Below are 25,989 nucleotides of genomic sequence, written 5' to 3'. Positions count from 1 at the left end.
GTCCATGCGTTCTCGACGAAGCATGGCACTCGAACCCGTGATGGCTGAATCACCACGAGGCTCTGCCTTACAGCCTAAGCGAGCGAGCGTCATCCGAACGGTCAGTTACCGATAGGCGAACGGTCGAGTCTTGACCGGACGCTGCCGCCTCGGCCCTGGTGAGGAGGCCGGCAAAACGCGCGGCGCCACGAGCCGGTGACACCCAGTCGCCGGACGTCTCCACCAGGCGGGTGTCGGGCCGGTCCAGCCAGGCCAGAACCCGCTCGGTCTCCTCGGCCGACGCGGCCGGCACCGGACCCGGTCCGGGAAGGACCGTCTCGGCCGTCAACCGGGCCGTGTCCAGCGTGGGACGTGGGTGCTCACGGGGCGGGGAGGTGGCCGCGGCGGCCAGCCGGCCGTACCGGATCACGGCGATCTCCCAGCCGCCGTGGTCGTCCCGCCGGGCGGCGACGATCTCGGGGAGCCGGGTCAGCGCGTTCAGCCGCTGCATCCGGATCAGGGCGCGCAGCAGGGCGATCAGGCGGGACCGGACGGTGGCCGCCTCTTCGTACCGCTGCTTGTCGCTGAGCGACTCGATGCGCTCCAGGATGGCGGAAATCACCGGTCCGGGGTCACCCGAGGTGGCGACCCGGAACGGGAGGGCGGCGCGAACGTCGTACTCCTCCGGGGTGATCTCGTGCTCGCAGGGGGCCGGGCAGCGGCCCAGCTCGGCCAGCGCGCAGGCCGGGGTCTTCGAGCGCAGCGAGAGTTTGTGGTTGCACTGGCGCAGCGGCACGGCGTCGTAGACACCGGCCGCGGCCAGCTCGGCGGTGCGCCGGGAGGAGAACGGCCCGAGGTAGGTCGCGTCGTCGTCGGCGAACCGGCGGACCACCGAGAGCCGTGGGTACGCCTCGGCGGTCAGCTTCAGCCAGACCATCCGCTCCGGATACTTCGACCGCCGGTTGTACGGCGGGGCGTGCGCCGCGATCAGCCGCAGCTCACGCACCTCGGCCTCGAGCGAGTGGGCACACTCCAGCGCCTCCACCCGGACCGCGGCGGTGAGCATCTCGGAGATCCGGGCGCGCTTCTCGCCGGCGGTGAAATAGCTGCGCACCCGGGTGGCGACGTCCTTGGACGTGCCGACGTAGAGCGGGCGCTCGTCGGCGGCCCGGAAGATGTAGACCCCCGGCACGTGCGGCAGGTTGTCGGCCAGGTGCCGCCGGTTGCGCTGCGCCGGGGTGACCGCCTTGCCGAACTCGATCGCGTCGCCCAGGGTGTGCACCCGGAAGCTGCCCAGCCGCTCGATCAGCCCGTGCAGCACGTCGACGGTGGCCTTGGCGTCGTCGAGCGCCCGGTGGTTCGGCGCGACCGTCGAGCGGAAGAACTGGGCCAGGGTGCCGAGCTTGCGGTTCGGCACCTCGTCGTTCGTCAGCGCGCGCCGGGCCAGGGCGGCGGTGTCCAGCACCCGGGGCGCCGGCCACGGATAACCGTGCTTGGCGCAGGCGGCCTTGAGGAACCCGACGTCGTACGGCGCGTTGTGTGCCACCAGCACCGCGCCGCGCAGGAACTCCAGCAGGGCCGGCAGCACCGTCTCGATCGACGGAGCCGGGCGCAGCATCGCCTCGGTGATCCCGGTCAGCACCGAGATGAACGGCGGCAACGGCTGACCCGGGTTGACCAGCGTGCCGAACTCGGCCAGCTGCTCGCCGGAGCGGACCTTGACGGCGCCGATCTCGGTGATCCCGCCGCCGTCCGGAGCGCCGCCGGTGGTCTCCAGGTCGAGCACCACGAAGGTGGTGTCGGCGAGCGAGACGGCGGCCGGATCCACCGAACCGTCGGCGGACAGCAACGTGTCCAGAGTGCCCTGCACGTAAGCGGGTTGTGCCACGGCGGGGAACCTTAGAGCGGGGGTACGACAGAAACCGAGCCGGGCCGGAAAAGATCACTTGACTCGACAAGCGTTTTGGCGGGCCACGGTGTGAGAATGGGAGCATGTCCGCGCCGCTTGACCCCGATGACCGCCCCCTCGAGGAGGCGGCGCCGACGGATGCGGAATTCACCCTTCCGGAGCCGATTCTCCCGGAGGCGGTCCGTCAACGGATCATGACGCTGTCCGCCGCGGCGCTGCCCGGGCTGCCGGCCGACGAGATCCCGGCAGCGTTGCGCCGGGTGGCCCGTTTCGCGCCGAACCGGCGGGCCCGGCTCGGCGGCCGGGAGATCGCCGCCCAGCTCACCGCTGACCCGTTGTTCCGGCAGCGGCTCGGCACCCGGATCATCACCGAGGCCGGTGACCTGGGCACCGCCGTGACCAGCGGGGTCGCCCCGGCCGCGGCCGATCCGGTCGAGGTCGCCGCGCTGGCCTACCTGTCCCGCCCGGACGGCTGGCGCGAGCTGATCGAGGCGGCCGGCGACGTGGTCCGGGCCGACGCCGACAGCGCCGCGCTGGCCGACCGGATCCGGGCCGCCGAGCAGCGCGCCACCCGTGCCGAGCACGACCGTGCGGTGGCCCGGGTCGAGGCCGACAAGCTGCGTGACGAGTTGGCCCGGGTCCGCGAGGAGCTCGGCCAGCTGCGCGAGGAGTCGCGCAGCACGGCCAAGGCGCTGCGCGAGGCGCAGGCCGGGCAGAAGCGCGCGGCCGATCTGCTGGCCACCGAGAAGGGGCGCGCGTCCCGGGTCGTTCTCGACCACGAGGCGGAGGTACGCCGGATGCGGTCCCGTCTCGCCGACGCCGAGGCCTCCGCGGCCACCGGCAAGCAGGCGGTCAAGGACGCCCGGGCGGTCGACGACGCCCGCCTCTGGCTGCTGCTCGAGACGATCGGCCAGGCGGCCACCGGGCTGCGCCGCGAGCTGGCGCTGGACCCGACCGACAAACTGCCCGCCGACTTCGTGGCAGAGGCCTCGGCCGACCGGCCCGGCGCTCCGGAGCGCTCCCGGGCCCGCGCACAGGACACCGACGACCCGGGCCGGCTCGACCAGCTGCTCGCGCTGCCCCGCGCCCACCTGGTGGTGGACGGGTACAACGTGACCAAGCGCGGGTTCGCCGACATGTCCCTGGAGCAGCAGCGCAAGCGCCTGATCACCGGGCTGGGCGGGATAGCCGCGCAGACCGGCGACGAGGTGACAGTGGTCTTCGACGGCGCCGAGCGGGTGCACGGCCTGCCGCCGGCGCCGCGCGGGGTGCGGGTGCTGTTCTCCCGCAAGGGCACCACCGCCGACGAGCTGATCCGTCAGCTGGTCCGGGCCGAGCCGCCGGGCCGCCCGGTGGTGGTGGTCTCCTCCGACCGCGAGGTGGCCGACGGCGTGCGCCGGCACGGTGCGTACCCGATGGGCGCCGACTCGCTGCTGCGCCGGCTCGCCCGCTCCTGAGAAGTTGTCGTACCCCTCGCCTAGCGTGACGGTCACTTGAGGTGATCGGTCCGTCGCTCGGGTCGGGCCTCGGTGCTGAGGAGGGGTGATGATCATCGATTGTGGTCGTTGCGTCGAGCGGACCGTCGAGTGCGCCGGGTGCCTGGTCAGCGTGCTCGCACAGACACCCGACGGGATCGCCGACCTGACTCCCGGCGAGCTGCGGGCGATCGAGACGTTCGAGCTGGCCGGCTTCGAGGTGGAGCTGCTGGAGACCCCGGAGCCACCGGTGGTGGTGCCGCTCCACCGCCACGTGGCGTGATCATGAGAACTCTTTAGGATGTGCGGTCATGACTCCGCGAATGTGGGCCCTGGTGTCGTTCGGGGTGCTGGTGGTGGCGCTCGTGGTCGTCGCGGCGCTGACCGTGCCCTGGCACCGCGCCCCGGCGCCGCGTGCCGACCAGGTCGCCGCGCTCGGCCAGTTGCCCGCCGAGCAGGTGGCCCGGGCCCGGCGGTTCCACGCCGAGCTGCGGCCCGGCAGCTACGCGGGGATGGCCCTGAGCCTGCTGGTCGCGCTGGTCCTCGGGCTCACCCCGATCGGCGCGCGGCTGGTCGAGCTGGCCGGCCGGCCGTTCGGTGACCACTGGCTGGCCCGGGCGGTGCTCGGCGGCATGCTCGTGGTGCTCGCCGGTGAGCTGCTCACCCTGCCGCTGGCGGCCTGGCGGCACACCATCGTGGTGCGCTACGGCATCTCCATCCAGTCCTGGGGCGGCTGGGGCGCCGACCTGCTGAAGTCCTTCGCGGTCGGCGCGGTGCTGGGCGGGCTGGCGCTGGCCGGGTTCTTCGCCGTCACGCACGCCGCGCCCCGCTGGTGGTGGGCGTTCGGGGCGGCCGGCGCGGCCGGGCTGGTGGTGCTGCTCTCGTTCGTGCTCCCGGTGGTGGTCGAGCCGATCTTCAACAAGTTCACCGCGATGCCGGACGGGCCGCTGCGCACCGAGCTGATCGCGCTCGCCGCCGCCGACGGCGTGCCGGTGCGCGACGTGCTGGTCGCCGACGCGTCCCGGCGCACCCGGGCGGTGAACGCGTATGTCTCCGGGCTCGGCCCGACCCGCCGGATCGTCGTCTACGACACCCTGCTCACCGAGGCCACCCCGGAGGAGGTGGTGTCGGTGACCGCGCACGAGCTGGGCCACGCCAAGGACGGCGACGTGCTGACCGGGACGCTGCTGGGCGCCCTGGGCGCGGCCCTCGCGGTGATCGCGCTCTACCTGCTCGGCTCCTGGGCCGGGCTGCTGCGGCTGGCCGGGGTCGACTCGATCGGCGAGCCCCGGGCGATCGGCCTGCTGCTCGCCGTCGCCGCGGTCGCCGGGCTGCTCAGCGGGCCGGGCCAGGCGTTCGTGTCGCGGCGCATCGAGGCCCGCGCCGACCAGCACTCCCTGGCGCTGACCGGCGACCCGGCGACGTTCGAGGCCATGCAGCGCCGCCTCGGCACCCTCAACCTGTCCGATCCTGATCCGCCGACCTGGGAGTTCCTGATGTTCGCCTCGCACCCGTCCACCGTGCAGCGGATGGCCGCGGCCCGCGCGTACGCCCGGGGAGAACGCTGATGGGGCGCACCCTGCTGGTCACCAACGACTTCCCGCCCCGGCCCGGCGGCATCCAGCAGTTCGTGCACAACCTCGCGGTGCGCCAGCCGGCCGGTTCGGTGGTGGTCTACTCGTCCACCTGGAAGGGCGCCGCGGCGTTCGACGCCGAGCAGCCGTTCGAGGTGGTCCGGGAGGACACCGGGATGCTGCTGCCCACCCCGTCGGTCGCCCGCCGGGCCGCCGAGCTGGCCCGGTCGCACGGGTGCGACAGCGTCCTGTTCGGCGCGGCGGCCCCGCTCGGCCTGCTCGCGCACGGCCTGCGCCGGGACGCCGGGATCACCCGCGCGGTCGGTATCACCCACGGGCACGAGATCGGCTGGGCGGCGCTGCCCGGCGCTCGCGGCCTGCTGCGCCGGATCGCCCGGGGCAACGACGTGATCACGTATCTCGGCGAGTACCAGCGGGTGCGGCTGGACAAGGCGCTGCACGGGCTGACCGACCTGCGGCGGCTGGCGCCCGGGGTCGACGTGGACACGTTCCACCCCGGTGTGGACGGGTCCGCGGTCCGCAAGCGGCACGGGCTGACCGACCGGCCGGTGGTGGTCTGCGTGTCCCGGCTGGTCCCGCGCAAGGGCCAGGACATGCTGATCCGGGCGCTGCCGGAGATCCGCCGGAGGGTGCCGGGCGCTGCGTTGTTGCTGGTCAGTGGCGGTCCGTATCGGAAGACGCTGGCCCGGCTGGCCCGCGAGCACGACGTCGAGTCCGACGTGGTGTTCACCGGCTCGGTGCCGTGGGCCGAGCTGCCCGAGCACTACGCGGCCGGCGACGTCTATGCCATGCCGTGCCGCACCCGGGCCGCCGGCCTCGACGTCGAGGGCCTCGGCATCGTCTATCTGGAGGCGTCCGCCACCGGGTTGCCGGTGGTCGGCGGTGATTCCGGCGGCGCACCGGACGCGGTCCGCGAGGGCGAGACGGGGTATGTCGTGGGTGGCGCCGACGTGGCCGCCATCGCCGATCGGGTGGCCGGCTTGCTGTCCGATCCCGATCAGGCGCGCGCGATGGGCAAGGCGGGCCGGGCGTGGGTGGAACGGGAGTGGCGCTGGGAGACCCAGGCCGCCCGCCTCACCGAACTGCTCGCTCCGGCGGCCTGACCGCACCCCCACGCCCGGCGATCGAAGCCCTGCCCGCCGCCTGCCCGGCGATCGAAGCCCTGCCCGCCGCCTGCCCGGCGATCGACGCCCTGCCCCTGCGCCGGCCGCCTGCCCGGCGCCCAGCGCCTGCCCGGCGCCTCCCGGCGCCTCCCGGCGCCTCCCGGCGCCTCCCGGCGCCTCCCGGCGTTCGCCGGCTGCCCGGCGTTGGCCGCCTCCCGGCGTTCGCCGGCTGCCCCGCGCCCGCCGGCTGCTCGGTGTTCGCCAGCTGTGTGATGGGAAGTTGGCGCGCTCGGCGTCCGGCGGCCGGGCGGCTGGGGGTGGGTGCTGCGGGCTCGCCAGGGAGTTGCCGCGTGCGGCGTGAGTGAGGCGTGAACTCCGTGGACAGGGGGTGGGCGGGCGGCGTAGGAACGAGGGCGGAGGTAACCCCGACCGGAGGTCGCCGATGCCGGATGCCGCCCCCGCCCGCCCCGACGACCATCTGACAGCCGATCCCGCCGACTCCGGGAGGAACGACTCCGGGCAGGGCGATCCCGGGCAGGGCGATCCCGGGCAGGGCGATCCCGGGCGAGCGGAGGGCGACTCCGAACTTCCCGCGCTCGGTGGTGATGACGGTGAGCTGGCGCTGCCGTACTGGCTGACCGGGACCGAGGAGGCGGCCAACACCAGCTTTCTGCGGATGCTGCGGCGGCTGCCACGCCTGCTCCGCTCCGCGTGGTTGCTCGCCTGGCGGGCCGACCGGCGTACCGCAGGTGCGGTGGTGGTGCTGCAGATCGCGGCGGGGCTGGCCGGCGCCCTCGGACTGATCAGCGTGGTCGGGGTCTTCGACGGGCTGCTGCGGGCCGGGCCGACACCGGAACGGGTGGCTGCTGCCGTACCGTCGCTGGTGATTTTGATTGTGGCTCTTGCCCTGCGCGGACTGCTGGCGTCGGCGGCGACCGCGGCCCACGGACGCCTGTCGCCGGCGGTTTACGAGGCCGCGGAGAACCGCCTGCTCGATCTGACCACCCGGGTGGATCTGGCGACGTTCGACGATCCGCAGTGGCGGGACGCCATGGAACGGGCCCGGGACCGGGGCATCTACGCCGCCCAGCAGGTCGTCGACGTCGGCATCGAGGTGCTCACCCACGTGATCGGGCTGGTCGCGGTGGCCGGGGTGCTGGCCGTGCTGCACCCGGTGCTGCTGCCGCTGCTGGTCTGCGCGGTGGTGCCGACCGGGTGGGCGGCGGTGCGGGCGGCCCGGGCCGGTTACCGCAGCCGGCTGCGCTACATCGCCGTCTGGCGACGGCACCGGATGCTCGCTGATCTCCTGGCCGCCCGGGAGCCCGCGGGTGAGCTGCGGGCTTTCACCGTACGACGGTTCCTGGTCGCCGAGGCGGCCCGGCTGCTGCGGCTCGCGACCGTGGAGGAGGTCCGGGTGGTCACCCGGGCGGTTCGCACCAATTTGTACGGGCGGGCGCTCAGCGGGCTGATCACCGGGCTGACCTACGCGGCGCTGTGCTGGCTGCTCTGGACCGGCCGGATGGAGCTGGCCGCCGGTGGCGCGGCGGCGTACGCGATAAACATCGGCATCGGGAAGCTGAGCGAGCTGGCCTTCGCCGCGAACCGGGTCTACGAGCAGGGCTTGTACTTCTCCGACTTCCAAGGGTTCTGCGAGCTGTCCGAGACCCGGGCCGAGCCTTCCTCTGCCGAGCCTTCTCCTGCCGAGCCTTCCTCTGCCGGGCCTTTTGTTGCCGGCGCTGCGCCTTCCTCTGCCGGCGCCGAGTCGGAGCCGCGGGCGCCGGCCGCGTTCAGTGAGCTCCGGCTGGACGGGGTGACGTTCCGCTACCCGGACGCGGACCGGGACGCGGTCGCCGGGATCAGCATGACCCTGCGCCGCGGCGAGATCATCGCGCTGGTCGGCGAGAACGGCTCGGGCAAGTCCACGCTCGCCGCCGTGCTGGCCGGGCTGTACCGCCCGCAGCACGGCACGATCACCTGGGACGGTGCGGACGCGTCCCGGTTCCCGCCGGAGTCGGTGCGCGAGCGGGTCGCCGTGGTGATGCAGGAGCCGACCCGGTGGCCGCTCTCCGCCCGGGCCAACATCGCGATCGGGCGGCACGATCGGCCCGCGTCGCTGGCCCAGGTGCAGGCGTCGGCGCGGGCGGGTGACGCACACGACTTCGTGATGGAGCTGCCCCGGACATACGAGACGCTGCTGTCCCGGCACTTCACCGACGGTGCGGACCTGTCCGGCGGGCAGTGGCAGCGGCTCGCGGTGAGCCGGGCGTTCCACCGGGACGCGCCGCTGCTGATCTGCGACGAGCCGACCGCGAACCTGGACGCGCGCGCCGAGCACGAGGTGTACCGGCGGCTGCGGGAGCTGGCGCAGGGCCGCACCGTCGTGCTGATCACGCACCGGATGGCGAGTGTGCGGGAGGCCGACCGGATCTACGTGCTGGATCACGGGGTGGTGGTCGAGGAGGGCGGTCACGACGAGTTGATCGCGGCCGGCGGGACCTACGCCCAGTTGTTCACACTGCAGGCCAGCGCCTATCAATCCACCTGATCGGCGTGTCACAGTAAACCTATGGATCCGGTGGGATTAAGTGCGGTCGCGGTGGTGCTGGTGGCCGGGGCGGGCGTGGGCCTGTGGCGCCGCCGCGTCGACGGCCGCCTGCGCCCGGTCGCCCCGGCCCCGGTGCCGGTGGACGGGGCGGTGGAGCAGACTGGCGGCGTGGAAGATGTGCAGGAGATCGAGCGGCTCGACCCGGCGCTGCTGGCGCGCCTCGGTGCGGAGCCCGGCCGGGTCACGCTGTTGCAGTTCTCCACCGCGTTCTGCGCGCCGTGCCGGGCGCTGCGCCGGATCAGCGCCGAGGTCGTCGCGCTGCTGCCGGAGGTGCGGCACGTGGAGGTTGACGCCGAGAGCCACCTGGACGAGGTGCGCGAGCTGAGCATCTGGCGCACCCCGACGCTGCTGATCCTGGACGCCGACGGGCGGGTCACCCGGCGCGCCACCGGCATCCCGACCAAGCCACACCTGATCGCCGCCCTCGCCGCTCTGCTCCGCAGCGTGTGAGGTTGCGGCGCACTCCGCACCGAAAGTCCCCACGCACGGTGGGCCCAGACACTGTGTGGGGAGTTGTGGTGCGCTGTGCGCCGAAAGTCCCCACGCAATGTTGGGTCACGGGCTGTGTGGGGAGTTGTGGTGCGCTGTGCGCCGAAAGTCCCCACGCAATGTTGGGTCACGCGCTGTGTGGGGAGTTGTGGTGCGCTCCGCGCCCAAAGTCCCCACGCAATGTGGGGGTGGGCGCTGCGTGGGTGAGCTTCACACGAGGGCGGGGGCTGGGGCGGGTGTGGGGGTGCGGGTGAGGTTGCGGGAGCCGGGGATGAGCAGCTGGGAGGCGCTCGAGACGAACAGCACGACGGCACATGCCACCAGCACCGCGTCCAGGCCGAACCGGGCCTCCAGTGGCCCCGCGAGGGCGTTGCCGATCGGCATGGCCAGGAACGACGTCAGGTAGTCCCACGAGGAGACCCGGCCCAGCATCGCCTGCGGCACCCGGTCCTGGATCGCGGTCTCCCAGGCCACCGCGAAGAACATCAGGCCGCCGTACCCGACCACCGCGCCGAGCAGCACCGCGGTCAGCGTGCCGGGCCACACGTAGGCGAGGGCCCAGAGCGGCATCAGCAGCAGGGTGAGCCAGCCGGCGCGGAGCAGGTATCGGGGCTGGAAACGGAGGGCCAGGGCCGAGCCGAGCAGCCCGCCCAGCCCTTCGGCCGCCGAGATCCAGCCGAGGGCGTGCGCGCCGCCGAGCCGTTCCACCGCGGTGACCAGCACCAGCACCAGGATCATGCCGTTCGCGACGTGGTAGACGGTGGCGCCGAACAGGCCACCGATCAGCCAGTCCCGGCTGCGGATCTCCTGCCACCCGGCGGCCAGTTCCCGATACATCGACTCGCGCGGGCCGCGCTCCGCTCGTACCCGAAGAAAAGCGGCAGCGACCCCGGACAACAGGAAGCTGACCGCGTCGACCGCGAAGCCGGCCGGAGCGCCGAAGGCGGCGACGGTGAGGCCGCCGAGCGCCGGACCCACGATGCCGCAGCCGGTCTGCAACATGCTCAGGGTGGCGTTGGCCTTCTGCAGGTGCGCGGCCGGGACCAGCAGTGGTTTGAGCGCGCTCATCGCCGGGGTGAAGAACGCGCCGGCGCCGGCCGAGACCACGGTGAGCGCGCAGAGCAGCGGCAGGTGGTAGCCGCCGCCGGCGAACATCACCGCGATGCCGGCGGTGGCGAGCAGCCGGACCAGGTCGGAGACGACCATGACGAGCCGGGGCTGGAGCCGGTCGGCCCAGACGCCGCCGAAGAGCGCGCCGGCCAGCATGGTGAGCACCGAGGACGCCATCACCAGGCCGAGATCGTTCGCCCCGCCGCCGTGCGTGACCACGGCGACGGCGAGCGCCACGGTCTGGAAGCCGCTGCCGAGCCAGGACAGGGTCTGCCCGGTGGCGAGAAGCCGGAAGTCGCGTGTCATGCCCCGAAAGTAATTCACCGTCTAACTATCAGGCAACTAATAATCAGAAGCGTGCCAGACTTTGAGGCGTGGAAGACAGCGTGGAAGACGGCGTGGATCAGCATGTGGCCCGGTGGGCGGCCTTCTGGCGGGACGAGCCGGCGTTCGCCCCGGAGGTCGAGGGCGCGCTGGTGCGGATGAAGCAGCTCCTGCGGTGGATCGAGCGCGCCGACGCCGCGGAGTTCGCCCGGGGCGAGGGGGACTTCACCTTGCAGGACTACAAGACCCTGCACGTGCTGATGGTGCAGCCGTGGCCGACCGAGGCGACCCCGGCGCAGCTGGCCGAGGCGGCGAACGTGACCCGGGCGGCGATGACCAGCCGGCTGGACCGGCTCGAGACGGCCGGCCTGGTGACCCGTGCGATCGACGCCGGGGACCGGCGGCGGGTGCTGATCCGGCCCACGCCGCAGGGCCGGGAGATGTGGAACCGGTACATCTTCGAGGGCATGGCGCGGGATCAGGCGGCGCTCGAGGCGCTCTCGCCGGAGGAGTTGACACAGCTCAACGCGATGCTGCGGAAAATCCTAGTTTCCTTGGGGGAATAATAGGATTCATGGAACTGGACCCACGCGGCCAGCGTTTCGCCGCCGCGCTCACCAGCATCGTCATCGCCCTCGTGCTGATCACCGGCTCGGGCTGGCTGGCTCTCGCCCAGGCCGCGGTCTTCGCGATCACCGCGTGGAACCCGCGGCTCGGGCCGTACCCGCTGATCTTCCGCACTCTGGTGCTGCCGCGGCTCGGCAGACCGGGCGAGCGGGAGCCCGCCGCGCCGGTGCGGTTCGCGCAGCTTGTCGGCTTCGCGTTCCTGAGCGTCTCCGCGGGGGGATATCTGTCGGGCGCGGAGACACTCGGGCTCGTCGCGGCGGCGTTCGGGCTGCTCGCCGCGTTTCTCAACGCGGCCTTCGGGCTGTGCCTGGGCTGCGAGGCGTATCTGGGGATTCGCAGGCTTACAGGGAGAAACGCCGAAACAGTCCGGAACGCCTAGAACTTCGGGGCGTCGGGCGCTTCCAAGAGGCCCAACCGCAGCGCCGTCATGAGTGCCTGGGCCCGGTTCGCCGCGCCCAGCTTCTCGTAGAGCTTCGAGATGTGGGTCTTCGCCGTCGACTCGGAGACGAACAGCTGCTTGGCGATCCCGGCGACGCTCATGCCGTCGGCGAGCAGCCGCAGCACCTGACCCTCGCGCGGGGACAGCTGCGGTCCGGACGGGGCGAGACGACGCTTCATCGCCTCGGCGAGGTCGGCCGCGGTGAACGCGCTGGGCGCCGACGCGGCGTGCCGGGCAGCCGCCACGACCTCGTCCGCCGGAGCGGTCTTCGGCACGAACGCGCTGGCCCCGGCCTCGAGAGCACCGAAGAGCTGGTCATCGCCGGCGTACATGGTCAGCACCACGATGCCCATGTTGGCGTTGTTCTTGCGCAGGGCGCGGGTGGCCTCCAGGCCACTGCCGTCGGGCAGGCGCAGGTCCATGATCACGACGTCCGGCTGCAGTGCGCCGGCCTGGCGCACCGCCTCCGCGGCCGTCGCCGCTTCGCCGACGACCTCGAACTGCCGGTCGCGCTCGAATGCGTGTCGCAGCCCCTTACGAATCAGGTCGTGATCGTCGACAAGGAGGACCTTGGTGCGCGTCGTCGGCGCAGGACTGGTCGACATGCTCGGGTTACTCCCCTTCTGGAGCGGAAACGCTATCCCGCACGCTATCGCGCCGAGGCGGGGTTCCGAGCACTACGGCGACGGTTGTCCCGCTGGGGTGTCTTGGAGTGATCTTGAGACGACCCCGGATGCGTTCGGCCCGCTCGGCCATGATGGTCAGACCGTACCGGCCGTCGGGCCGGTTGTCGGCGAAACCCTTGCCGTCGTCGGAGACCTCGATCTCCGCGTACGGAGGATCGACGGTACAGGTCACCCAGAGGTTTGACGCACCGGCGTGCTTGCGCGCGTTGGTGATCGCCTCCTGGGCGATGCGCAGCAACTCGGCCTCGGTGGCGGCGGGCAGGCGCGCGGTCGACTCGTCGAAGGTGAAGTGCACCCGCAGACCGGCGCTGGTGCCGAGGGTGCGGGCGTACTCCGCGATCGCGGCGGCCAGGCCACCGTTGCGGTCCACCTCCGAGCGCAGCTCGAACAGGCTCAGCCGCAACTCGGTGATCACCCGGGTCACCTCGCCGCGCAGCGAACGCAGCTCCTCGGCCGTCTCCTCGGCACCCTCCGGCAGGGTGGCCTGGGCGTTGTCGATGCCGTACCCGACCATCACCAGCTCCTGGGCGACCCCGTCGTGGATCTCCCGGGCCAGGCGCTGGCGCTCCTCGTTGGTGGCCAGCGAGCGGACGTCGTCGAAGAGCAGCGCGGCCTCCAGGCGCAGCGCGGCCGGGTCGGTCACCTCGGTCACGCTCTGCACCACGGCCGGCGGGTAGGCCCCGGCGGCGTCGGTCTCCAGGATCACCAGGCCGATCGTGCGTACCCCGGCGACCAGCGGGATGACCAGCGAGGACACCTCACCGCCCCGGTGCGTGCGGGCCTGCGAGCGGCTGGCCGCGTGCGGCTGCTGGGTGGCCCAGGAGTCGGCGATCGCCGAGTCGGCGTCGAGCGTGGTCTCCCAGTCGACACGTTCCGCGCCGGTCTGTGCGAGCACGACCAGCCGGCCGCCGCCGCTGGCCGACAGCACCGCGGCGCGGTGGCCGGGCGCGACCGCGCGCAGCTCCTCGAGCAGGTGCTCGGAGATGCCGCCCGGGTCCAGGGTCGCCCCCGGCAGCGAGCGGGCGACGCTGCGCAGCTGGGTGAGCAGGCGGGTGGCCTCGGCGTACGGCTGCGGGGTGGGCTCGGCCGGCTGCAGGAACTGGCGCATCGCCTCGGCGGCGAACGTCACGATCGCGCCGAGCACCAGCCACTGGCCACCGGCCGCGAGATAACCCAGGTTGCCCAGCACGGTGCTCGGCCCGGCCAGGGCGCCACCGGCCACCAGGGCGACCGCGGCCACCCCGAGCAGCGCGGCGCCCTCGGTCGGTCTGCGGCGCAGAGCCGCGGTGAGCAGCGGCACGGCGAGGTACGGCAGGACCGCCTCGGCACGGAACCCGGCGGCCGCACCCTCGGCCGCGGAGGCGATCGATCCGGCGGCCAGGCCGGTGACGATCACCTCGGCGAACCGGCCGGTGGTGGCCAGGACCGGGTGGTTACGGGCGACGAAGGCGGGCAGCGCGGCGACCGCGAGCAACGCGATCCAGTACAGCTGCTGGGGGCCGCCGGTGGCGATCGCGGTGAGCACCGCGACCAGCGCGAGCATGATCACGCGCGACACGGCTTCGAGCGGACGAATGCGCGTGGATCCGCTGGCTAGGGCTGGCACGTCACGGATGGTAGCGGCACCGGCGGACATCGGCCCATCGGCGACGGGGCGGTGGCGTGCTTTGTCGTACCCAACGGGTAGCCTGCCGTGCATGGCGGACACCTCGTCGCAGTCGATCCAGGTCCATGCTCCCCTGGCCCGGGTGGCCGCGGTCATCTGTGACTTCCCGAGCTATCCCGAGTGGGCCGACGCGATCAAGCAGGTCACGGTCGTCGAGGAGTATGAGGACGGCTACGCCGCTCAGGTCCGGTTCCGGATCGACGCGGGCGTGATGGCCGACGAATATACGTTGGAGTATGCGTACGCCGACGACCTCTCCCGGATCGAGTGGCACCTGGTCGCGCCGTCCAAGACGCAGAAATCCCAGGAAGGGTCCTACGACCTGGTGGCGGATGCGTCCGGCGGCACTACCGTGACTTACACCCTCGCGGTGGAGCTCGCCATCGGGATGCTCGGCATGTTCCGCCGCAAAGCCGAAAAAATGATCATGGACACGGCGTTGAAAGAGCTCAAACGCCGTGTGGAGAGCCTGCCCGCGGCCTGACCGCGGCGGGCGTTGAGGGGGAGCGGATGGCCGGGTCAGCGCGCGAAGAGGCCGAGCGACTGGTCGCCACGATCCTCGCCAGGGCGGCGTCGAGCGGCGTGGGTGCCGCGGCGAGCGGCCGCGACCCCGGCGATTCTTCCGGTTCGTCCGCCGGCTCAGGCCGACCTTCCGGTCCGGGCGGATCTTCTGGTACGGGTGGAGCCTCCGGTACGCCGGTGGCCGACGCGGCCGCGGTGATCGGGGACGCGGTCAACGGGTTCTTCAGCCGGTTGACCGAGGCAGCCCGCGACAGCGGTGGCAGCGAGCGCCCGTGGAGTGCCGGTGCGCGCCCGTCACCCTCGCCGTCGGATTCGTCCCCGGAGTCCGGCTCGTCGCGAGCCGGCGACTCGGCCGGCGGCCGGGCGAGTGCCAGCGGCCGGGCGAGTGCCGGCGGGTCGGGGCCGGCGGGCCCCGGCAGGTCAGGCACGGCAACCGGCGGGCCGGGCTCGTCGAGTGCCGGCAGCCGGGCGCACGGCCGTCAAGGCTGGTCGACCGGCAGCGCCGAGTGCTGCCGCTGCCCGGTGTGCCAGGCCATCGCGGCGGTCCGTGATCCCAGCCCGCAGACGATCTTCCGGGTCGCCACCGGCGCCGGTGACATCGCGACCGGTGCGGCCGGCGTGCTGCGCGGTCTGGCGTCGCTGGCCGGTGCGTTCCAGGGGGAGCGCTCGCGGCGCGCCCCGAAATCACCCGCCGGTGGAGCCGCCCGGCACGCGCCGGCCCCCGACGCGGCCTGGTCGGCGGCGACCCGCGCGGGTGCGCCGAGTTCGCGCCCGGCCGCGCCGGTGGCCGACGAGTCCGACACCTGGGCGGCCGCGACCGCCGCCGGCGCCCGTGCGGCCGAGGCGGACCGCGCCCGGGCGAAGGCCGAGGCCGACCAGGCCGCGCTGGTGGCCGCCGCGGAAGCGGCCGGGATCGCCGCGGGACTGGCCGCCGCGTACGATGCGGAGAGCGGCGCGCAGCCGGCCGCGGGTTCACCGCCGGCCGCGGAGCGCGCTGGGGACCGGAGCCGTGACCCGTGGGCGGCCGCCACGGCGGACAGCGCCCGCGAGGCCGCGGCCGCCCGGGCCCGTGCTGCGGCCGCCGAGAAAGCCGTGGCCAAGGCGGTGGCCGACGCCCGCCGGGTCGCCGCGCTGCGCACCACGCCTGAGCCGGCGACGCACACGGGTCGCCCGGAAGTGCTGGGTGGGACACCGGCGTCCGGGGCCGCGGCGGGAGAGGATCAGGGCGGGACGACGGCCGGGGTCCGACCGGACGCGGCGGCTGTCATCCGTACAAAATCCGGGTCTGATGTGTGGGCCGCCGCCACCGCGGAGGCCGCCGCAGACGGCGCGGCCCCAACCCGTAGCGTGGATCATGAGTGGGGCGCCTCGGCGCCCATGGGCCGCGACGGCGAGCCGGGCGATGGCGCCCGCGACGACGACGCGGTGTGAAACTGGCATCAGAGGGGACGGGCAGCGTGACGCTGACCATCGGAATCGACGTCGGCGGCACCAAGGTGGCCGGTGGCGTGGTCGACGAGCTCGGCAACGTGCTCGCGTCGAACCGCCGGCCGACGCCGGCGGAGGACCCGGCCGGCACCCGGGACACGATCGTCGAGGTGGCCGCCGAGCTGGCGGCGCAGTACCCGACCGCGACCGCGATCGGGATCGGCGCTGCGGCCTGGATCGACGCCGCCGGTTCGACGGTGCTGTTCGCGCCGAACCTGGCCTGGCGCGACGAGCCGCTGCGCGACTACGTCGCGAAGGCGGTCGGCCTGCCGACCGTGCTGGAGAACGACGCGAACGTGGCCGCCTGGGCGGAGTTCCGGTTCGGCGTCGCCAAGCACGCCGACGACTCGATGGTGATGATCACCGTGGGCACCGGCATCGGCGGCGGCATCGTGCTGAACGGCAAGCTGTGGCACGGCGCCAACGGCATCGCCGGTGAGCTCGGCCACCTGCAGTCGGTGCCGGACGGGCACCCGTGCGGCTGCGGCCGGCTGGGCTGCCTGGAGCAGTACGCGAGCGGCAACGCCCTGGTCCGGTTCGCCCGGGCCGGCGCGCGGCAGGAGCCGGAGCGGGCCGCCAAGCTGCTCGCCCTGGCCGGCGGCGACGCGCTGGCGATCAGCGGCCGGCAGATCACCGAGGCGGCCCGGGGCGGCGACGGTGTGGCGATGGACGCGTTCGCGCAGGTCGGGTATTGGCTCGGCGTGGCCCTGGCCGACCTCGCGCAGAGCCTCGACCCGCAGATCCTGGTGATCGGCGGCGGCGTGGTCGACGCCGGCCCGCTGCTGATGGGCCCGGCCGAACGGACCTACCGCGACCAGCTCGCTCAGCGCAACCGGTTCCCGGTCGCCGAGGTGCACGCCGCTCAGATGGGCAACGTGGCCGGCGTGGTCGGCGCGGCCGACCTGGCCCGGCGTTCCTAGCCGTGGAGGCGGGGATGTCCGGCGTGCCGCTGCGGGTGGTCAGCTGGAACGTGCACGGGATGAAGGACGACCGGGCCGCGCTCGTCGGCCTGGTTCGTGAGCTGGCCCCGGACGTCCTCGTCGTGCAGGAGGCGCCGCGCCGGTTCCGCTGGCGGGAGAAGAGCGCGACGCTGGCCGCCGACTGCGGCATGGTGGTGGCCGCCGGCGGCCTGCCCGCGCTGGGCAACCTGCTGCTGGTCAGCCTGCGGGTGGCGATCGGGGAGACCTGGTGCGTGCGCTATCCGCTGACACCGGGCCGGCACCTGCGCGGCGCGTTCTTCGCGCAGGGGCGGGTGCGCGGCGCGTCGTTCACCGTCTCCGGCTCGCACCTGGCCACCGACCCGGCGGAGCGGCCGACCCAGGCCGCGCACTGGAAGGACGAGCTGACCAGGATCACCGGCCCGCTGATCGCGGCCGCCGACCTGAACGAGGGCCCGGGCGGCGGCGCCTGGCGCACCGTCGAGGACGGGCTGGTCACCACGAAGGACGACGACCCGACGTTCCCGGCCGCGGCGCCCAGCAAGCGCATCGACGGGCTTTTCGTCAGCCCGGACGTGCACATCGAGCGATACGAGATCATCGCGACTGATCGGGCACGTGTCGCGAGTGATCATTTACCGGTCCTCGCGGACCTTCTTCTCCCTTCCGACTGAGGCTCACGTCTGGCAGGATCGCCGGGTGCACGACTCCCCGGACCTGGGCGACCGTCGCGACGCCGTCTGCGTCGTCGGCGCCGGCGCGAGCGGCCTGACCGCCGTCAAAAACCTGCTTGAGCTGGGCTTTCAGGTGGACTGCTACGAGCGGGAGACCGCGGTCGGCGGTGCCTGGAACTGGCGTCACGACCGCAGTCCGGTCTATGCCGGCGCCCACCTGATCTCGTCCCGTCAGCACACCGAGTTCCCCGACTTCCCGATGCCGGACACCTGGCCGGACTACCCGCACCACAGCCAGGTGCTGACCTACCTGGAGCGGTACGCCAAGCACTTCGGGCTGGGCGAGCACGTCTGGTTCGGCATGGAGGTGGTCTCCGCGGTGCCGACCGCCGACGGCGGCTGGGAGGTGACCACCCAGTCCACCGGCGGCGGCTCGTCACGCACCCAGCGGTACGCCGCGCTGATCGTCGCGAACGGGCACAACTGGGATCCCCGCAAGCCCGACATCCCCGGCGAGTTCCGGGGCCGGGTGATGCACGCGAGCGCGTACAAGGACCCGGCCGTGCTGCGTGGCCGCAAGGTGCTGGTGATCGGCGGCGGCAACACCGGTTGCGACATCGCGGTGGAGGCCGCCCAGCAGGCGACCCGGGTGTGGCACTCGACCCGGCGCGGCTACTGGTACGCCCCCAAATACGTCCTGGGCCGCCCCGCCGACCAGGTCAACGACGCCCTGCTCAAGTGGCGGCTGCCGTTGCGCCTGCGGCAGTGGCTCTACCGCCGTACGGTCCGGCTGACCACCGGTGACCTGACCCGGTTCGGGCTGCCCGCGCCGGATCACCAGCCGTACGAGAGCCACCCGGTGGTGAACAGCCAGCTGCCCTACTACCTGGGCCACGGCAAGATCACTCCGGTGCCGGACGTGACCGCCTTCGACGGCGCCGCGGTCGAGCTGGCCGGTGGCGAGCGGATCGAGCCGGACCTGGTGATCACCGCGACCGGCTATCGCCCGCGCTTCGAGTTCCTCGCCCCCGAGCTGCTGGACGTGAACGAGCACGGCCGCCCCGACCTGCACCTGCACACGTTCGCCCGGAAGAACCCGACGCTGGCCGTGATCGGCCTGGTGCAGCCGGACGCCGGGGTGTTCCCGCTGGCGCACTGGCAGAGCGTGGCGGTGGCCCAGTGGCTGCGGCTGCGCCGGACCGACCCGGCCCGGGCCGCCGTGGTGCAGCAGAAGGAGTCGGTCCGCCCGCTCGCCAGCTGGTCGCGGCGGCAGGTGGTGCCGAGCGAGCGGCACTGGTTCGAGGTGGACCACATCGACTACCTGCGCTCGCTGGAGAGCCTGCTGAACCAGATGGAGCCGTCGAAGTGACCGCTTTTGATCTGTGCCTGTCGAGCCCGATGGAGCCATCGAAGTGACCGCTTTTGATCTGATGCGCTTCGAGGACTGGACCGATCCGGTACGGCCGGCCGAGCGCGAGGTGGCGTCGCTGCTGCCGGACGCGGACGAGGGCCGCCCGCCGGTGCTGTTCGTGCCCGGTCTCGGTCACGGCGCCTGGGCGTTCGCCGAGCACTGGCTGCCGCACGCGGCCGGGCGCGGCTTCCCGGCGCACGTGCTGGGCCCGCGCCCCGGCGGCGACCTGCGCGCCCTGGTGCACGACGTGGTGCAGACCGCGGCGGCGCTGCCACGTCAGGCGGTGCTGGTCGGGCACGGTGTCGGCGCCCTGGTGGTGGCCCGCGCCCTGGGCCGCTATCCGGCGCGGGCGGCGGTGCTGGTCGCGCCGGTGCTGGACGGCTGGTCGGCGCTCGGCTCAGCACTGCGGGCCAACCCGGGCGGCACGCTGCCGGCGCTGGTCGGCGGGCGGCTCAAGCTCTCCGCCCGGCAGCTCTTCGGCGCCGGCCTGCCGGCCGAGCAGGCCGGCGAATACCTCGCCCGGATGGACCCGCGGCCGCGGCGCGAGCTGCTCCGCCGAGCCGTGCCGCCCCGGCCCGTCGGCACGCCCCCGGTGCTGGTGGCCGGGAGCCCGGACGACCGGGTGGTGTCCCGCAAGGCCCTCGACCGGGCCGCCGCGGCGTACGGCGGCGACCCGCTGCTGTTCCCCGGGATGGCGCACGACCTGATGCTGGAGTCCAGCTGGGCCGAGCCGATCGACGCGATCCTGGACTGGCTCGGCAAACAGGGAGGCCGCTGACCCGCGGGGCAGCCGCTGGGCGCGAGGCAGTCGCCGGGCGCGGGGGGAGGCGTCCGGGCGCGGGGGCGGCGAGGCCGCTAGCCCGTGCGGGGTAGGCGCCGGGCCAGCCGCCCGGTGTGGTCCAGCGCGGTCAGGTAGGCGCGGGCCCAGGCCATGATGTCGTGTTCGGCCAGGTGCGCGCGCATCGCCCGCATCCGGGCGGACAGGTCGGCCGGATCCGCCTCCATGGCCCGCAGCAGGGTCTGCTTCAGATCGTCCAGGTCGTGCGGGTTGACCAGGAACGCCGCGGAGAGCTCGGCGGCGGCCCCGGCGAACTCGCTGAGCACCAGTGCGCCGGTCTCGTCCTCGCGGGCCGCCACGAACTCCTTGGCGACCAGGTTCATCCCGTCCCGCAGCGGCGTCACCACCATCACGTCCGCGGCCTGGTAGAGCGCGGCCAGCAGGGACCGGTCGAAGCGCTGGTTCAGGTAGTGGATGGCGGGCTCGCCGACCCGGCCGTACTCGCCGTTGATCCGGCCGACCTCGCCCTCGATCCGGTCGCGCAGGTCCCGGTAGCTGTCCACGCGCTCCCGGCTGGGCACCGCGACCTGCACCAGCACGGTGTCGCGCACCTTCACGTGCCCGTCCCGCAGCAACTCCCGGTACGCCGTCAGCCGGTGCTCGATGCCCTTGGTGTAGTCCAGCCGGTCGACGCTGAGCAGGATCCGTTTCGACTCGCCCAGGTCGTGCCGCAGCTGCCGGGCCTGGCCGACCACGTCCGGCCGGGCGGCCAGCGCGCGCATCTCGGCGACGTCGATGGAGACCGGGAACGCGCCGGTACGCACGGTCCGCTCACCCACCGTGATCGCGTCGTCGGTGGCCTCCGCGCCGAGCAGCTTCTGCGCCAGCTGGGCCAGGTTGTGCCCGGCCTGTTCGCGCTGGAAGCCGACGAGGTCCGCCCCGAGCATCCCGACCAGCAGCTCGATCCGGCGGGGGAGCTGCATGAACAGCTCGGGCGGCGGGAACGGCACGTGCATGAAGAAGCCGATCAGCAGGTCGGGTCGCAGCTCCCGGAGCATCTGCGGCACCAGCTGCAGGTGGTAGTCCTGCACCCAGACCGCGGCGTGCCGGCCGGCCACCTCGGCGGCCGCCTCGGCGAACCGCTGGTTGACCGCCCGGTACGTCTCCCACCACTCCCGCTGGAAGACCGGCTGCTGCACCGCGTCGTGGTAGAGCGGCCAGAGCGTGGAGTTGGCGAACCCCTCGTAGTAGCCGCTCTGCTCCTGCTCGGTCAGCGTGACCGGCCGGAGCCTGAGGCTGCCGATGCTGGGCAGTTTCGGTGACGGGCCGATTGCGCCGCTCCAGCCGACCCAGGTGGCCGGGGTCTGCTGGAGGATCGCGTGCAGGGCGCTGGCCAGCCCGCCCGGGCTGCGGCGCCACTCGCAGGCGCCGTCCGGAGCGATGTTGTCATCAAGGGGCAGGCGGTTGGCGACGACGACGAGAGAACTCGGGCGCATCACCGTAGGTTACCGGGCAGGTACCTACGTTTGTCGATGCGTCATGCTTGCCGCGGTCGATGTGACCGATTCAGACCACGGCACCGTCGTCGTAGTCGTCGTCCTCGTCGCCCGAGCGCAGCCGCCACACCAGGGTGGCCGCGCCGCCGACGATCGCCGCGAAGCCGAACAGCATCACGAAGAAGCTGTCGATCGGGATCAGGGTCGGGACGAGGAAGAGCACAAAGCCGACGAGTACACCCAGGATGCCGGTGATCGCATACTTCGAGATGTGCGGCAGCGGCGGGGGAGGCGGCGGGACATACCGCTCCTCTTCCTCGTCGTCCTCGGCCGCGCTGCCCGGGAAGTCGAACGGATCGATCACCGGATGGATCGAGGGCGGGTCGGTGCGCCGCCGGTTCAGCGGGCGGCCGTCCTCGCCGACCGGGCGGCCGCTCTCCCGGCGCTCGGTGTCCGAGGTGGTGCCCTCGGCGACCGGCCAGGGTGCCGACTCGGTCTCGACGGCGGTGTGGAAGCCCGCGATGATCTTTTCCCACTCGGCGTCCACCTCGGCCTGCTCCCGGGCCGGCGGTGCGGCCTCGGTGACCGGTGTCGGTGGCGCACCGCCGGTGACCTGCTGCAGGTGCTCGCGCGCGGCCTCGAGGTGTGCCCGGTCCACGAAGAGCCGGTCGATCGGCCGCGCGGGCAGGGTGGTCGCCCGCAGGATCGGGTTCAGATCCGCGGTGGGTTGCAGGTAGGCCGCGATGTTGTCGCCCGCCAGCACGTCGAGCAGGTGCTCACCGACCCGTGGATCGACATCGCCCGCGACCGCGTAGTCAGTCGCGTCGAGCCCGTTGTCCCGTCGCCCGCGACGAGCGCCGCCCGTTGTCACCGATGCACCCCCCTTGCCGACCGTGCCTTGAATGGTGACACGGCAGACGCCTGTTGCGGGAGTGCGTTGTGGCGTGCCGCCCGCGCTTCGTACGCTTCTGTTCGCCCCGGGACGCCGGTGGCCTCCGCTGAAAGGACCGCAGTGTTCTACTGGCTGCTCAAGTTGGTGGTTCTCGGACCCGTGCTGAAGCTCTTCTTCCGTCCCAAGGTCGAAGGGCTGGAGAATGTTCCGCGTTCCGGCCCGGTGATCCTGGCCTGCAACCATCTCTCCTTCTCCGACTCGATCTTCACCCCATTGGTGATGAATCGGAAAGTGACCTTCGTCGCCAAAGCCGAATACTTCACCGGCAAGGGGATCAAGGGCTGGCTCTCCCGGATGTTCTTCGTCGGCGCCGGGACGATCCCGGTGGACCGTTCGGGCGGGGAGGCCGCCCAGGCGGCCCTGGACACCCTGCTGCGCGTGCTGAAGGAGGGGAACGTCGCCGGGATCTACCCGGAGGGCACCCGCTCGCCGGACGGCCGGCTGTACCGCGGCAAGACCGGGGTGGCCCGGCTGGCCATGGAGAGCGGCGCGGTGGTGGTGCCGGTGGCGCTGCTGAACACCGACGAGATCCAGCCGACCGGCACGTTGATCCCGACGGTCAAGCGGGTCCGGATGCGGATCGGCAAGCCGCTCGACTTCTCCCGGTATGCCGGCTCGCGCGGCGACCGGTTCGTCGAGCGGGCCATCACCGACGAGGTGATGTTCGAGCTGATGGCCCTGTCCGGCCGCGAGTACGTCGACGTCTACGCCGCGAAGCTCAAGGAGCCCGCACCCGTGGCGCAGGCCGCCTAGCTCATCCCCGCCCGGCGACGCAGGGCCTGCACATCGGTCACGACGATGCGCCGGCCCTCGGTGCGCAGCCAGCCCCGGTTGGCGAACGAGCCGATCGCCTGGTTGACGCTCTGCCGCGAGCCGCCGGCCATCTCGGCCAGCTGGCTCTGGTTCAGCTCGATGGTGATCATCGGGGCCTGGCTCTCCCCGGAGAGCCGGACCAGCGTCTTGGCCACCCGCCCGGGCAGGTCGAGGAAGACGTGATCGGCGTTCTGCTCGGTGAGGCGGCGGATCAGCCCGCCCACCGAGCGCATCACCGCGTCCAGGATGCGCGGGTTCGAGTGCACCAGGTCCATGAAGGCCGCCCGGGACAGTGAGAGCGCCTGTGAGTCCTCGATGGCCTCGGCCGAGGCGCTACGGGTCGACGCGTCCAACAGGGACACCTCGCCCAGCACGTCGGGCGGACGGACCACGGTGAGCACGGCGCGCTCCCCGGTCGGCGCGGTGCGGAAGACCGCGACCGCGCCACGTTTCATGATGATCAGCGAATCCCCTGGGTCGTGCTCGACGAAGAGGATCTGTCCCTTGCGGTAGTGACGCGGAACCGCCGTGGCGATGACCCGCTGCCGCACATCCGGCTCGAGCCCGGCGAACATCTCCACGCCGGTTAGCGCGTCGCCGGAATCCGGCATGCGATGGTCCACGGCGTTATCCCTCCCCCGATGGGGACCCACGTCGACCCGGCCGGCGCCGGCCCCACGACGCGAACGATCACTAATAGCATGAAGCAGGCTCCGAGCGCCATTTCTACTACAGACATCGAAGCTAGCCCCGTACGATCATGTCCCTTCGGTTGCTATCTGTAAACACCCCATCGCCTTCTGTGATTGTCGCCCAGGGTGTCCGTCGGATTTGAGTGGTGTGCCGAGATAATCCCGCGGTGCCGGAAGACGACATTGTGCGAACTGTGCTGCGCGACCAGTGGCACCTCGCGACCTTCGAGATGATCGAGCTGCCGATGGCGTTGATGTCACGCGGCTGGGAGATCACCGCGGGGCGCGACCGCTACGTGGCCCGCTTGGCCGAGGCCACCGCGAGGCTGCCGGTCGAGGCCGGGCTGGCCGCCGCCGAGCATCTGCGCGGCGTGCGGATCGAGGCGGGTGAACCGGTCCGCACCCTGGCCGGTGCGCTCACCGTGGAGACGCCGCACGGCGCGCTCGCTGTGCTGCGGCGGCCGCCCGGGCGTCACCTGGACGGCGCGGACCCGGTCGACCAGCAGTGGTGGGGCGAGCGGCTGGGCGCCGTACACCGGGCTCTTGAAGGTTTTCAGCATCCGGGCCTGCGACCGTGGCAGCCGATCGATCTGGACGCCCAGCATCTTGATGCGGAGCCCTGGCTCCGCGGTGCGGTCGCCGCCGCGGTGGCCGCGGCGATCCGGCTCACCGTCACCGACCGGCTGACCTACGGTGTCCTGCACGGCGATCCCGCGCCCGAGGCGTTCGTGCTGGACGTCGCGACCGGCCGGGCCGGGCTGATGCACTGCGGCGCCTGCGGCACCGGCCCCCTGGTGTACGACGTGGCCGCCGCGATCATCTACGTGGGCGGCCCGGAGCACGCGGTCGAGATGCTCGACGGGTACCGCTCGGCCGGCCCGGTCGCGCCCGACGAGCTGGAGGTCGCGCTGCCGGTCCTGCTGCGCCTGCGCTGGGCCGTGCTGGCCGAGCGATCGGCGCGTTGGGGCTGCGAGGAGGGCCTGGTGATGGCGAGGCAGGCCCTGGAGTCCATGCCCGGTTGACGATGGGCAAGGATGTACCCCGATGGTTTACCGGTATTTTTACGATTGCGAATTCATCGAGGACGGTCGGATCGTCGACCTGGTCTCGATCGGTGTCGTCGACGAGTTCGGCCGCGAGTTCTACGCGGTCAGCACCGAGTTCGACGACAGCCGCGCCGTGCCCTGGGTACGCCGCAACGTCCTGGACAAACTCCCCTCGCCGGCCGACAAGTCCTGGCGCAGCCGGGAGCGGATCCGCACCGACCTCTACGAGTTCCTGATGGAGCCGCTGCGCGGGCGCAGCGAGCAGATGGAGCTCTGGGCCTGGTACGCCGCGTACGACCACGTGGCGCTCGCCCAGCTCTGGGGCGCCATGCCGGCCCTGCCCCGGGAGATCCCGCGGTTCACCAAGGACCTGCGGCAGCGCTGGGACGACCAGGGCCGCCCGCCGCTGCCGGAGATGAGCGGCCGCCACGACGCGCTCGTCGACGCGCGCCACAACCTGGCGCGGTGGAACACGATGACCTCGGAGAAGTCCTAGTTTCGCTTGCGGCCCTCGAACGGGGGCACGCAGTCGTGCACGATCGCCTCGACGTCGGCCTGGGTGAGTGACGGGCCGAGATCGCCGTTGGCCGGGTCGGCCCGCATGCCGTCGATGATCAGCTCCAGGAACCGCCGGTAGACGGCCGGCCGGTCGCCGCCGGTGTGCCGGGCCAGGTCGGTGACCGACGCCATGATCACCGGGAAGTCGTGCATCCCGATGTCGGCGCGCAACATGCCCTCGGCGTGCGCCCGGTCGATCAACTCCTGCAGCAGGGGCACCAGCTGCTCGCCGACCTTGGCGAAGTGGTGTTTCTCGACACCCACGCAGAGCGCGGCGTCGCGCAGCCCGCGGTCGACCGCGTGCATCTCGACCGAGCGCCGCAGCATCATGGTGAGTCCGTCCCAGCCGGACGGTAGCGCCGCGGCGTCCTCGGCGAGGGACACCAGATCCTCCAGCCGATCCGCGAAGAGCGCCTCGATCAGGGCCTCCTTGGTGGGGAAACGCCGGTAGACGGTGCCGACGCCGACCCCCGCGTGATGCGCCACGTCGTCGAGCGTGGCGGCGAACCCGCGGGCGGCGAAGACGTCGCCGGCGGCGGCCAGGATCCGCTCCCGGTTGCGCTGGGCGTCACGGCGCAGGGGACGGGCGGTGGTCTCGGTCATGTGGCCAAGGG

The 25,989-nt window shown here is 72.7% G+C and carries 25 protein-coding genes; 17 read left to right on the top strand and 8 right to left on the bottom strand.

What is annotated here, in order from left to right:
* Positions 1–67: 67 nt before the first annotated feature.
* Entirely contained in the window at positions 68–1,867 is a 1,800-nt protein-coding gene (locus ADL15_RS42680; protein WP_067704675.1) for a DEDD exonuclease domain-containing protein, read from the bottom strand.
* 104 nt (positions 1,868–1,971) lie between these two features.
* Here ADL15_RS42680 and ADL15_RS42675 point away from each other — a divergent pair, with 104 nt between their 5' ends.
* The 6 genes from ADL15_RS42675 to ADL15_RS42650 all read left to right on the top strand — a co-directional run bounded on the left by ADL15_RS42675 (position 1,972) and on the right by ADL15_RS42650 (position 9,116).
* Positions 1,972–3,345: an NYN domain-containing protein gene (locus ADL15_RS42675; RefSeq protein WP_067704672.1), complete on the top strand. Its 1,374-nt coding sequence runs from the start codon at positions 1,972–1,974 to the stop codon at positions 3,343–3,345.
* Between the two features lie 88 nt (positions 3,346–3,433).
* A complete protein-coding gene (locus ADL15_RS42670; protein ID WP_067704670.1) occupies positions 3,434–3,646 on the top strand; it encodes a hypothetical protein in 213 nt (70 codons plus the stop codon).
* Positions 3,647–3,674: 28 nt separating this feature from the next.
* Positions 3,675–4,931, top strand: coding sequence for a M48 family metallopeptidase (locus ADL15_RS42665; protein ID WP_067704668.1), 1,257 nt, complete (start codon positions 3,675–3,677; stop codon positions 4,929–4,931).
* A complete protein-coding gene (locus ADL15_RS42660; protein ID WP_067704666.1) occupies positions 4,931–6,061 on the top strand; it encodes a glycosyltransferase family 4 protein in 1,131 nt (376 codons plus the stop codon). Before ADL15_RS42665 ends, ADL15_RS42660 begins: the two co-directional genes overlap by 1 nt.
* Positions 6,062–6,503: 442 nt before the next feature.
* Entirely contained in the window at positions 6,504–8,606 is a 2,103-nt protein-coding gene (locus ADL15_RS42655; protein ID WP_083972447.1) for an ABC transporter ATP-binding protein, read from the top strand.
* Positions 8,607–8,627: 21 nt separating this feature from the next.
* The gene (locus ADL15_RS42650) at positions 8,628–9,116 is read left to right on the top strand and encodes a TlpA family protein disulfide reductase (protein ID WP_083972446.1); all 489 of its coding nucleotides are present in this window, start codon (positions 8,628–8,630) and stop codon (positions 9,114–9,116) included.
* Positions 9,117–9,365: 249 nt separating this feature from the next.
* Here the strand turns inward: ADL15_RS42650 and ADL15_RS42645 are convergent, their stop codons facing one another.
* Positions 9,366–10,571, bottom strand: a complete 1,206-nt coding sequence (locus ADL15_RS42645) for an MFS transporter (RefSeq protein ID WP_067704663.1) — start codon at positions 10,569–10,571, stop codon at positions 9,366–9,368.
* 68 nt (positions 10,572–10,639) lie between these two features.
* Here ADL15_RS42645 and ADL15_RS42640 point away from each other — a divergent pair, with 68 nt between their 5' ends.
* A complete protein-coding gene (locus ADL15_RS42640; protein WP_067704661.1) occupies positions 10,640–11,155 on the top strand; it encodes a MarR family winged helix-turn-helix transcriptional regulator in 516 nt (171 codons plus the stop codon).
* An 8-nt stretch (positions 11,156–11,163) separates the two neighbouring features.
* Positions 11,164–11,595, top strand: coding sequence for a DUF4395 domain-containing protein (locus ADL15_RS42635; RefSeq protein ID WP_067704658.1), 432 nt, complete (start codon positions 11,164–11,166; stop codon positions 11,593–11,595).
* Here ADL15_RS42635 and ADL15_RS42630 read toward each other — a convergent pair.
* Both ADL15_RS42630 and ADL15_RS42625 read right to left on the bottom strand, forming a co-directional pair.
* Positions 11,592–12,260 carry a response regulator transcription factor gene (locus ADL15_RS42630; RefSeq protein WP_014688640.1) on the bottom strand — a complete coding sequence of 223 codons (669 nt, stop codon included), beginning with the start codon at positions 12,258–12,260 and terminating at the stop codon, positions 11,592–11,594. The two genes, ADL15_RS42635 and ADL15_RS42630, sit on opposite strands and share 4 nt — an antisense overlap.
* Positions 12,261–12,267: 7 nt before the next feature.
* Positions 12,268–13,947: a GAF domain-containing sensor histidine kinase gene (locus tag ADL15_RS42625; RefSeq protein WP_067704948.1), complete on the bottom strand. Its 1,680-nt coding sequence runs from the start codon at positions 13,945–13,947 to the stop codon at positions 12,268–12,270.
* A 91-nt stretch (positions 13,948–14,038) separates the two neighbouring features.
* Here ADL15_RS42625 and ADL15_RS42620 point away from each other — a divergent pair, with 91 nt between their 5' ends.
* From ADL15_RS42620 to ADL15_RS42595, 6 genes are all read left to right on the top strand, one after another.
* Positions 14,039–14,491: an SRPBCC family protein gene (locus ADL15_RS42620; protein WP_067704655.1), complete on the top strand. Its 453-nt coding sequence runs from the start codon at positions 14,039–14,041 to the stop codon at positions 14,489–14,491.
* A gap of 215 nt (positions 14,492–14,706) precedes the next feature.
* The gene (locus ADL15_RS42615) at positions 14,707–15,960 is read left to right on the top strand and encodes a hypothetical protein (RefSeq protein ID WP_067704653.1); all 1,254 of its coding nucleotides are present in this window, start codon (positions 14,707–14,709) and stop codon (positions 15,958–15,960) included.
* A 26-nt stretch (positions 15,961–15,986) separates the two neighbouring features.
* Positions 15,987–16,937 carry an ROK family glucokinase gene (locus ADL15_RS42610; RefSeq protein WP_067704650.1) on the top strand — a complete coding sequence of 317 codons (951 nt, stop codon included), beginning with the start codon at positions 15,987–15,989 and terminating at the stop codon, positions 16,935–16,937.
* Between the two features lie 14 nt (positions 16,938–16,951).
* On the top strand, positions 16,952–17,629 hold the full coding sequence (locus tag ADL15_RS42605; protein WP_067704648.1) for an endonuclease/exonuclease/phosphatase family protein: 678 nt from the start codon (positions 16,952–16,954) through the stop codon (positions 17,627–17,629).
* 25 nt (positions 17,630–17,654) lie between these two features.
* Positions 17,655–18,998: a flavin-containing monooxygenase gene (locus tag ADL15_RS42600; RefSeq protein ID WP_067704645.1), complete on the top strand. Its 1,344-nt coding sequence runs from the start codon at positions 17,655–17,657 to the stop codon at positions 18,996–18,998.
* Between the two features lie 61 nt (positions 18,999–19,059).
* Positions 19,060–19,818 carry an alpha/beta hydrolase gene (locus tag ADL15_RS42595; RefSeq protein ID WP_067704642.1) on the top strand — a complete coding sequence of 253 codons (759 nt, stop codon included), beginning with the start codon at positions 19,060–19,062 and terminating at the stop codon, positions 19,816–19,818.
* 77 nt (positions 19,819–19,895) lie between these two features.
* Here the strand turns inward: ADL15_RS42595 and ADL15_RS42590 are convergent, their stop codons facing one another.
* Positions 19,896–21,314, bottom strand: coding sequence for an alpha,alpha-trehalose-phosphate synthase (UDP-forming) (locus tag ADL15_RS42590; protein WP_067704640.1), 1,419 nt, complete (start codon positions 21,312–21,314; stop codon positions 19,896–19,898).
* Between the two features lie 70 nt (positions 21,315–21,384).
* On the bottom strand, positions 21,385–22,185 hold the full coding sequence (locus ADL15_RS42585) for a DUF308 domain-containing protein (protein ID WP_067704637.1): 801 nt from the start codon (positions 22,183–22,185) through the stop codon (positions 21,385–21,387).
* Between the two features lie 141 nt (positions 22,186–22,326).
* Between ADL15_RS42585 and ADL15_RS42580 the strand changes: the two genes are divergently transcribed.
* Positions 22,327–23,019, top strand: coding sequence for a lysophospholipid acyltransferase family protein (locus tag ADL15_RS42580; RefSeq protein ID WP_067704634.1), 693 nt, complete (start codon positions 22,327–22,329; stop codon positions 23,017–23,019).
* Here ADL15_RS42580 and ADL15_RS42575 read toward each other — a convergent pair.
* Complete coding sequence (locus ADL15_RS42575) at positions 23,016–23,690, bottom strand: Crp/Fnr family transcriptional regulator (RefSeq protein WP_373872839.1); 675 nt, start codon at positions 23,688–23,690, stop codon at positions 23,016–23,018. The genes ADL15_RS42580 and ADL15_RS42575 overlap by 4 nt on opposite strands.
* A gap of 248 nt (positions 23,691–23,938) precedes the next feature.
* Between ADL15_RS42575 and ADL15_RS42570 the strand changes: the two genes are divergently transcribed.
* Together ADL15_RS42570 and ADL15_RS42565 are read left to right on the top strand one after the other, a co-directional pair.
* A complete protein-coding gene (locus tag ADL15_RS42570; protein WP_067704627.1) occupies positions 23,939–24,793 on the top strand; it encodes a phosphotransferase enzyme family protein in 855 nt (284 codons plus the stop codon).
* A 22-nt stretch (positions 24,794–24,815) separates the two neighbouring features.
* The gene (locus tag ADL15_RS42565) at positions 24,816–25,313 is read left to right on the top strand and encodes a polyadenylate-specific 3'-exoribonuclease AS (RefSeq protein ID WP_067704624.1); all 498 of its coding nucleotides are present in this window, start codon (positions 24,816–24,818) and stop codon (positions 25,311–25,313) included.
* Here ADL15_RS42565 and ADL15_RS42560 read toward each other — a convergent pair.
* Entirely contained in the window at positions 25,310–25,978 is a 669-nt protein-coding gene (locus ADL15_RS42560; RefSeq protein WP_067704622.1) for a TetR/AcrR family transcriptional regulator, read from the bottom strand. The two genes, ADL15_RS42565 and ADL15_RS42560, sit on opposite strands and share 4 nt — an antisense overlap.
* Positions 25,979–25,989: the final 11 nt, after the last annotated feature.

It is taken from the genome of Actinoplanes awajinensis subsp. mycoplanecinus (assembly GCF_001509495.1).
Taxonomy (GTDB): Bacteria; Actinomycetota; Actinomycetes; order Mycobacteriales; family Micromonosporaceae; genus Actinoplanes; species Actinoplanes palleronii.
Note: the sequence above shows the minus strand (reverse complement) of the source record. Positions and strands in the feature narration are given on the sequence as shown.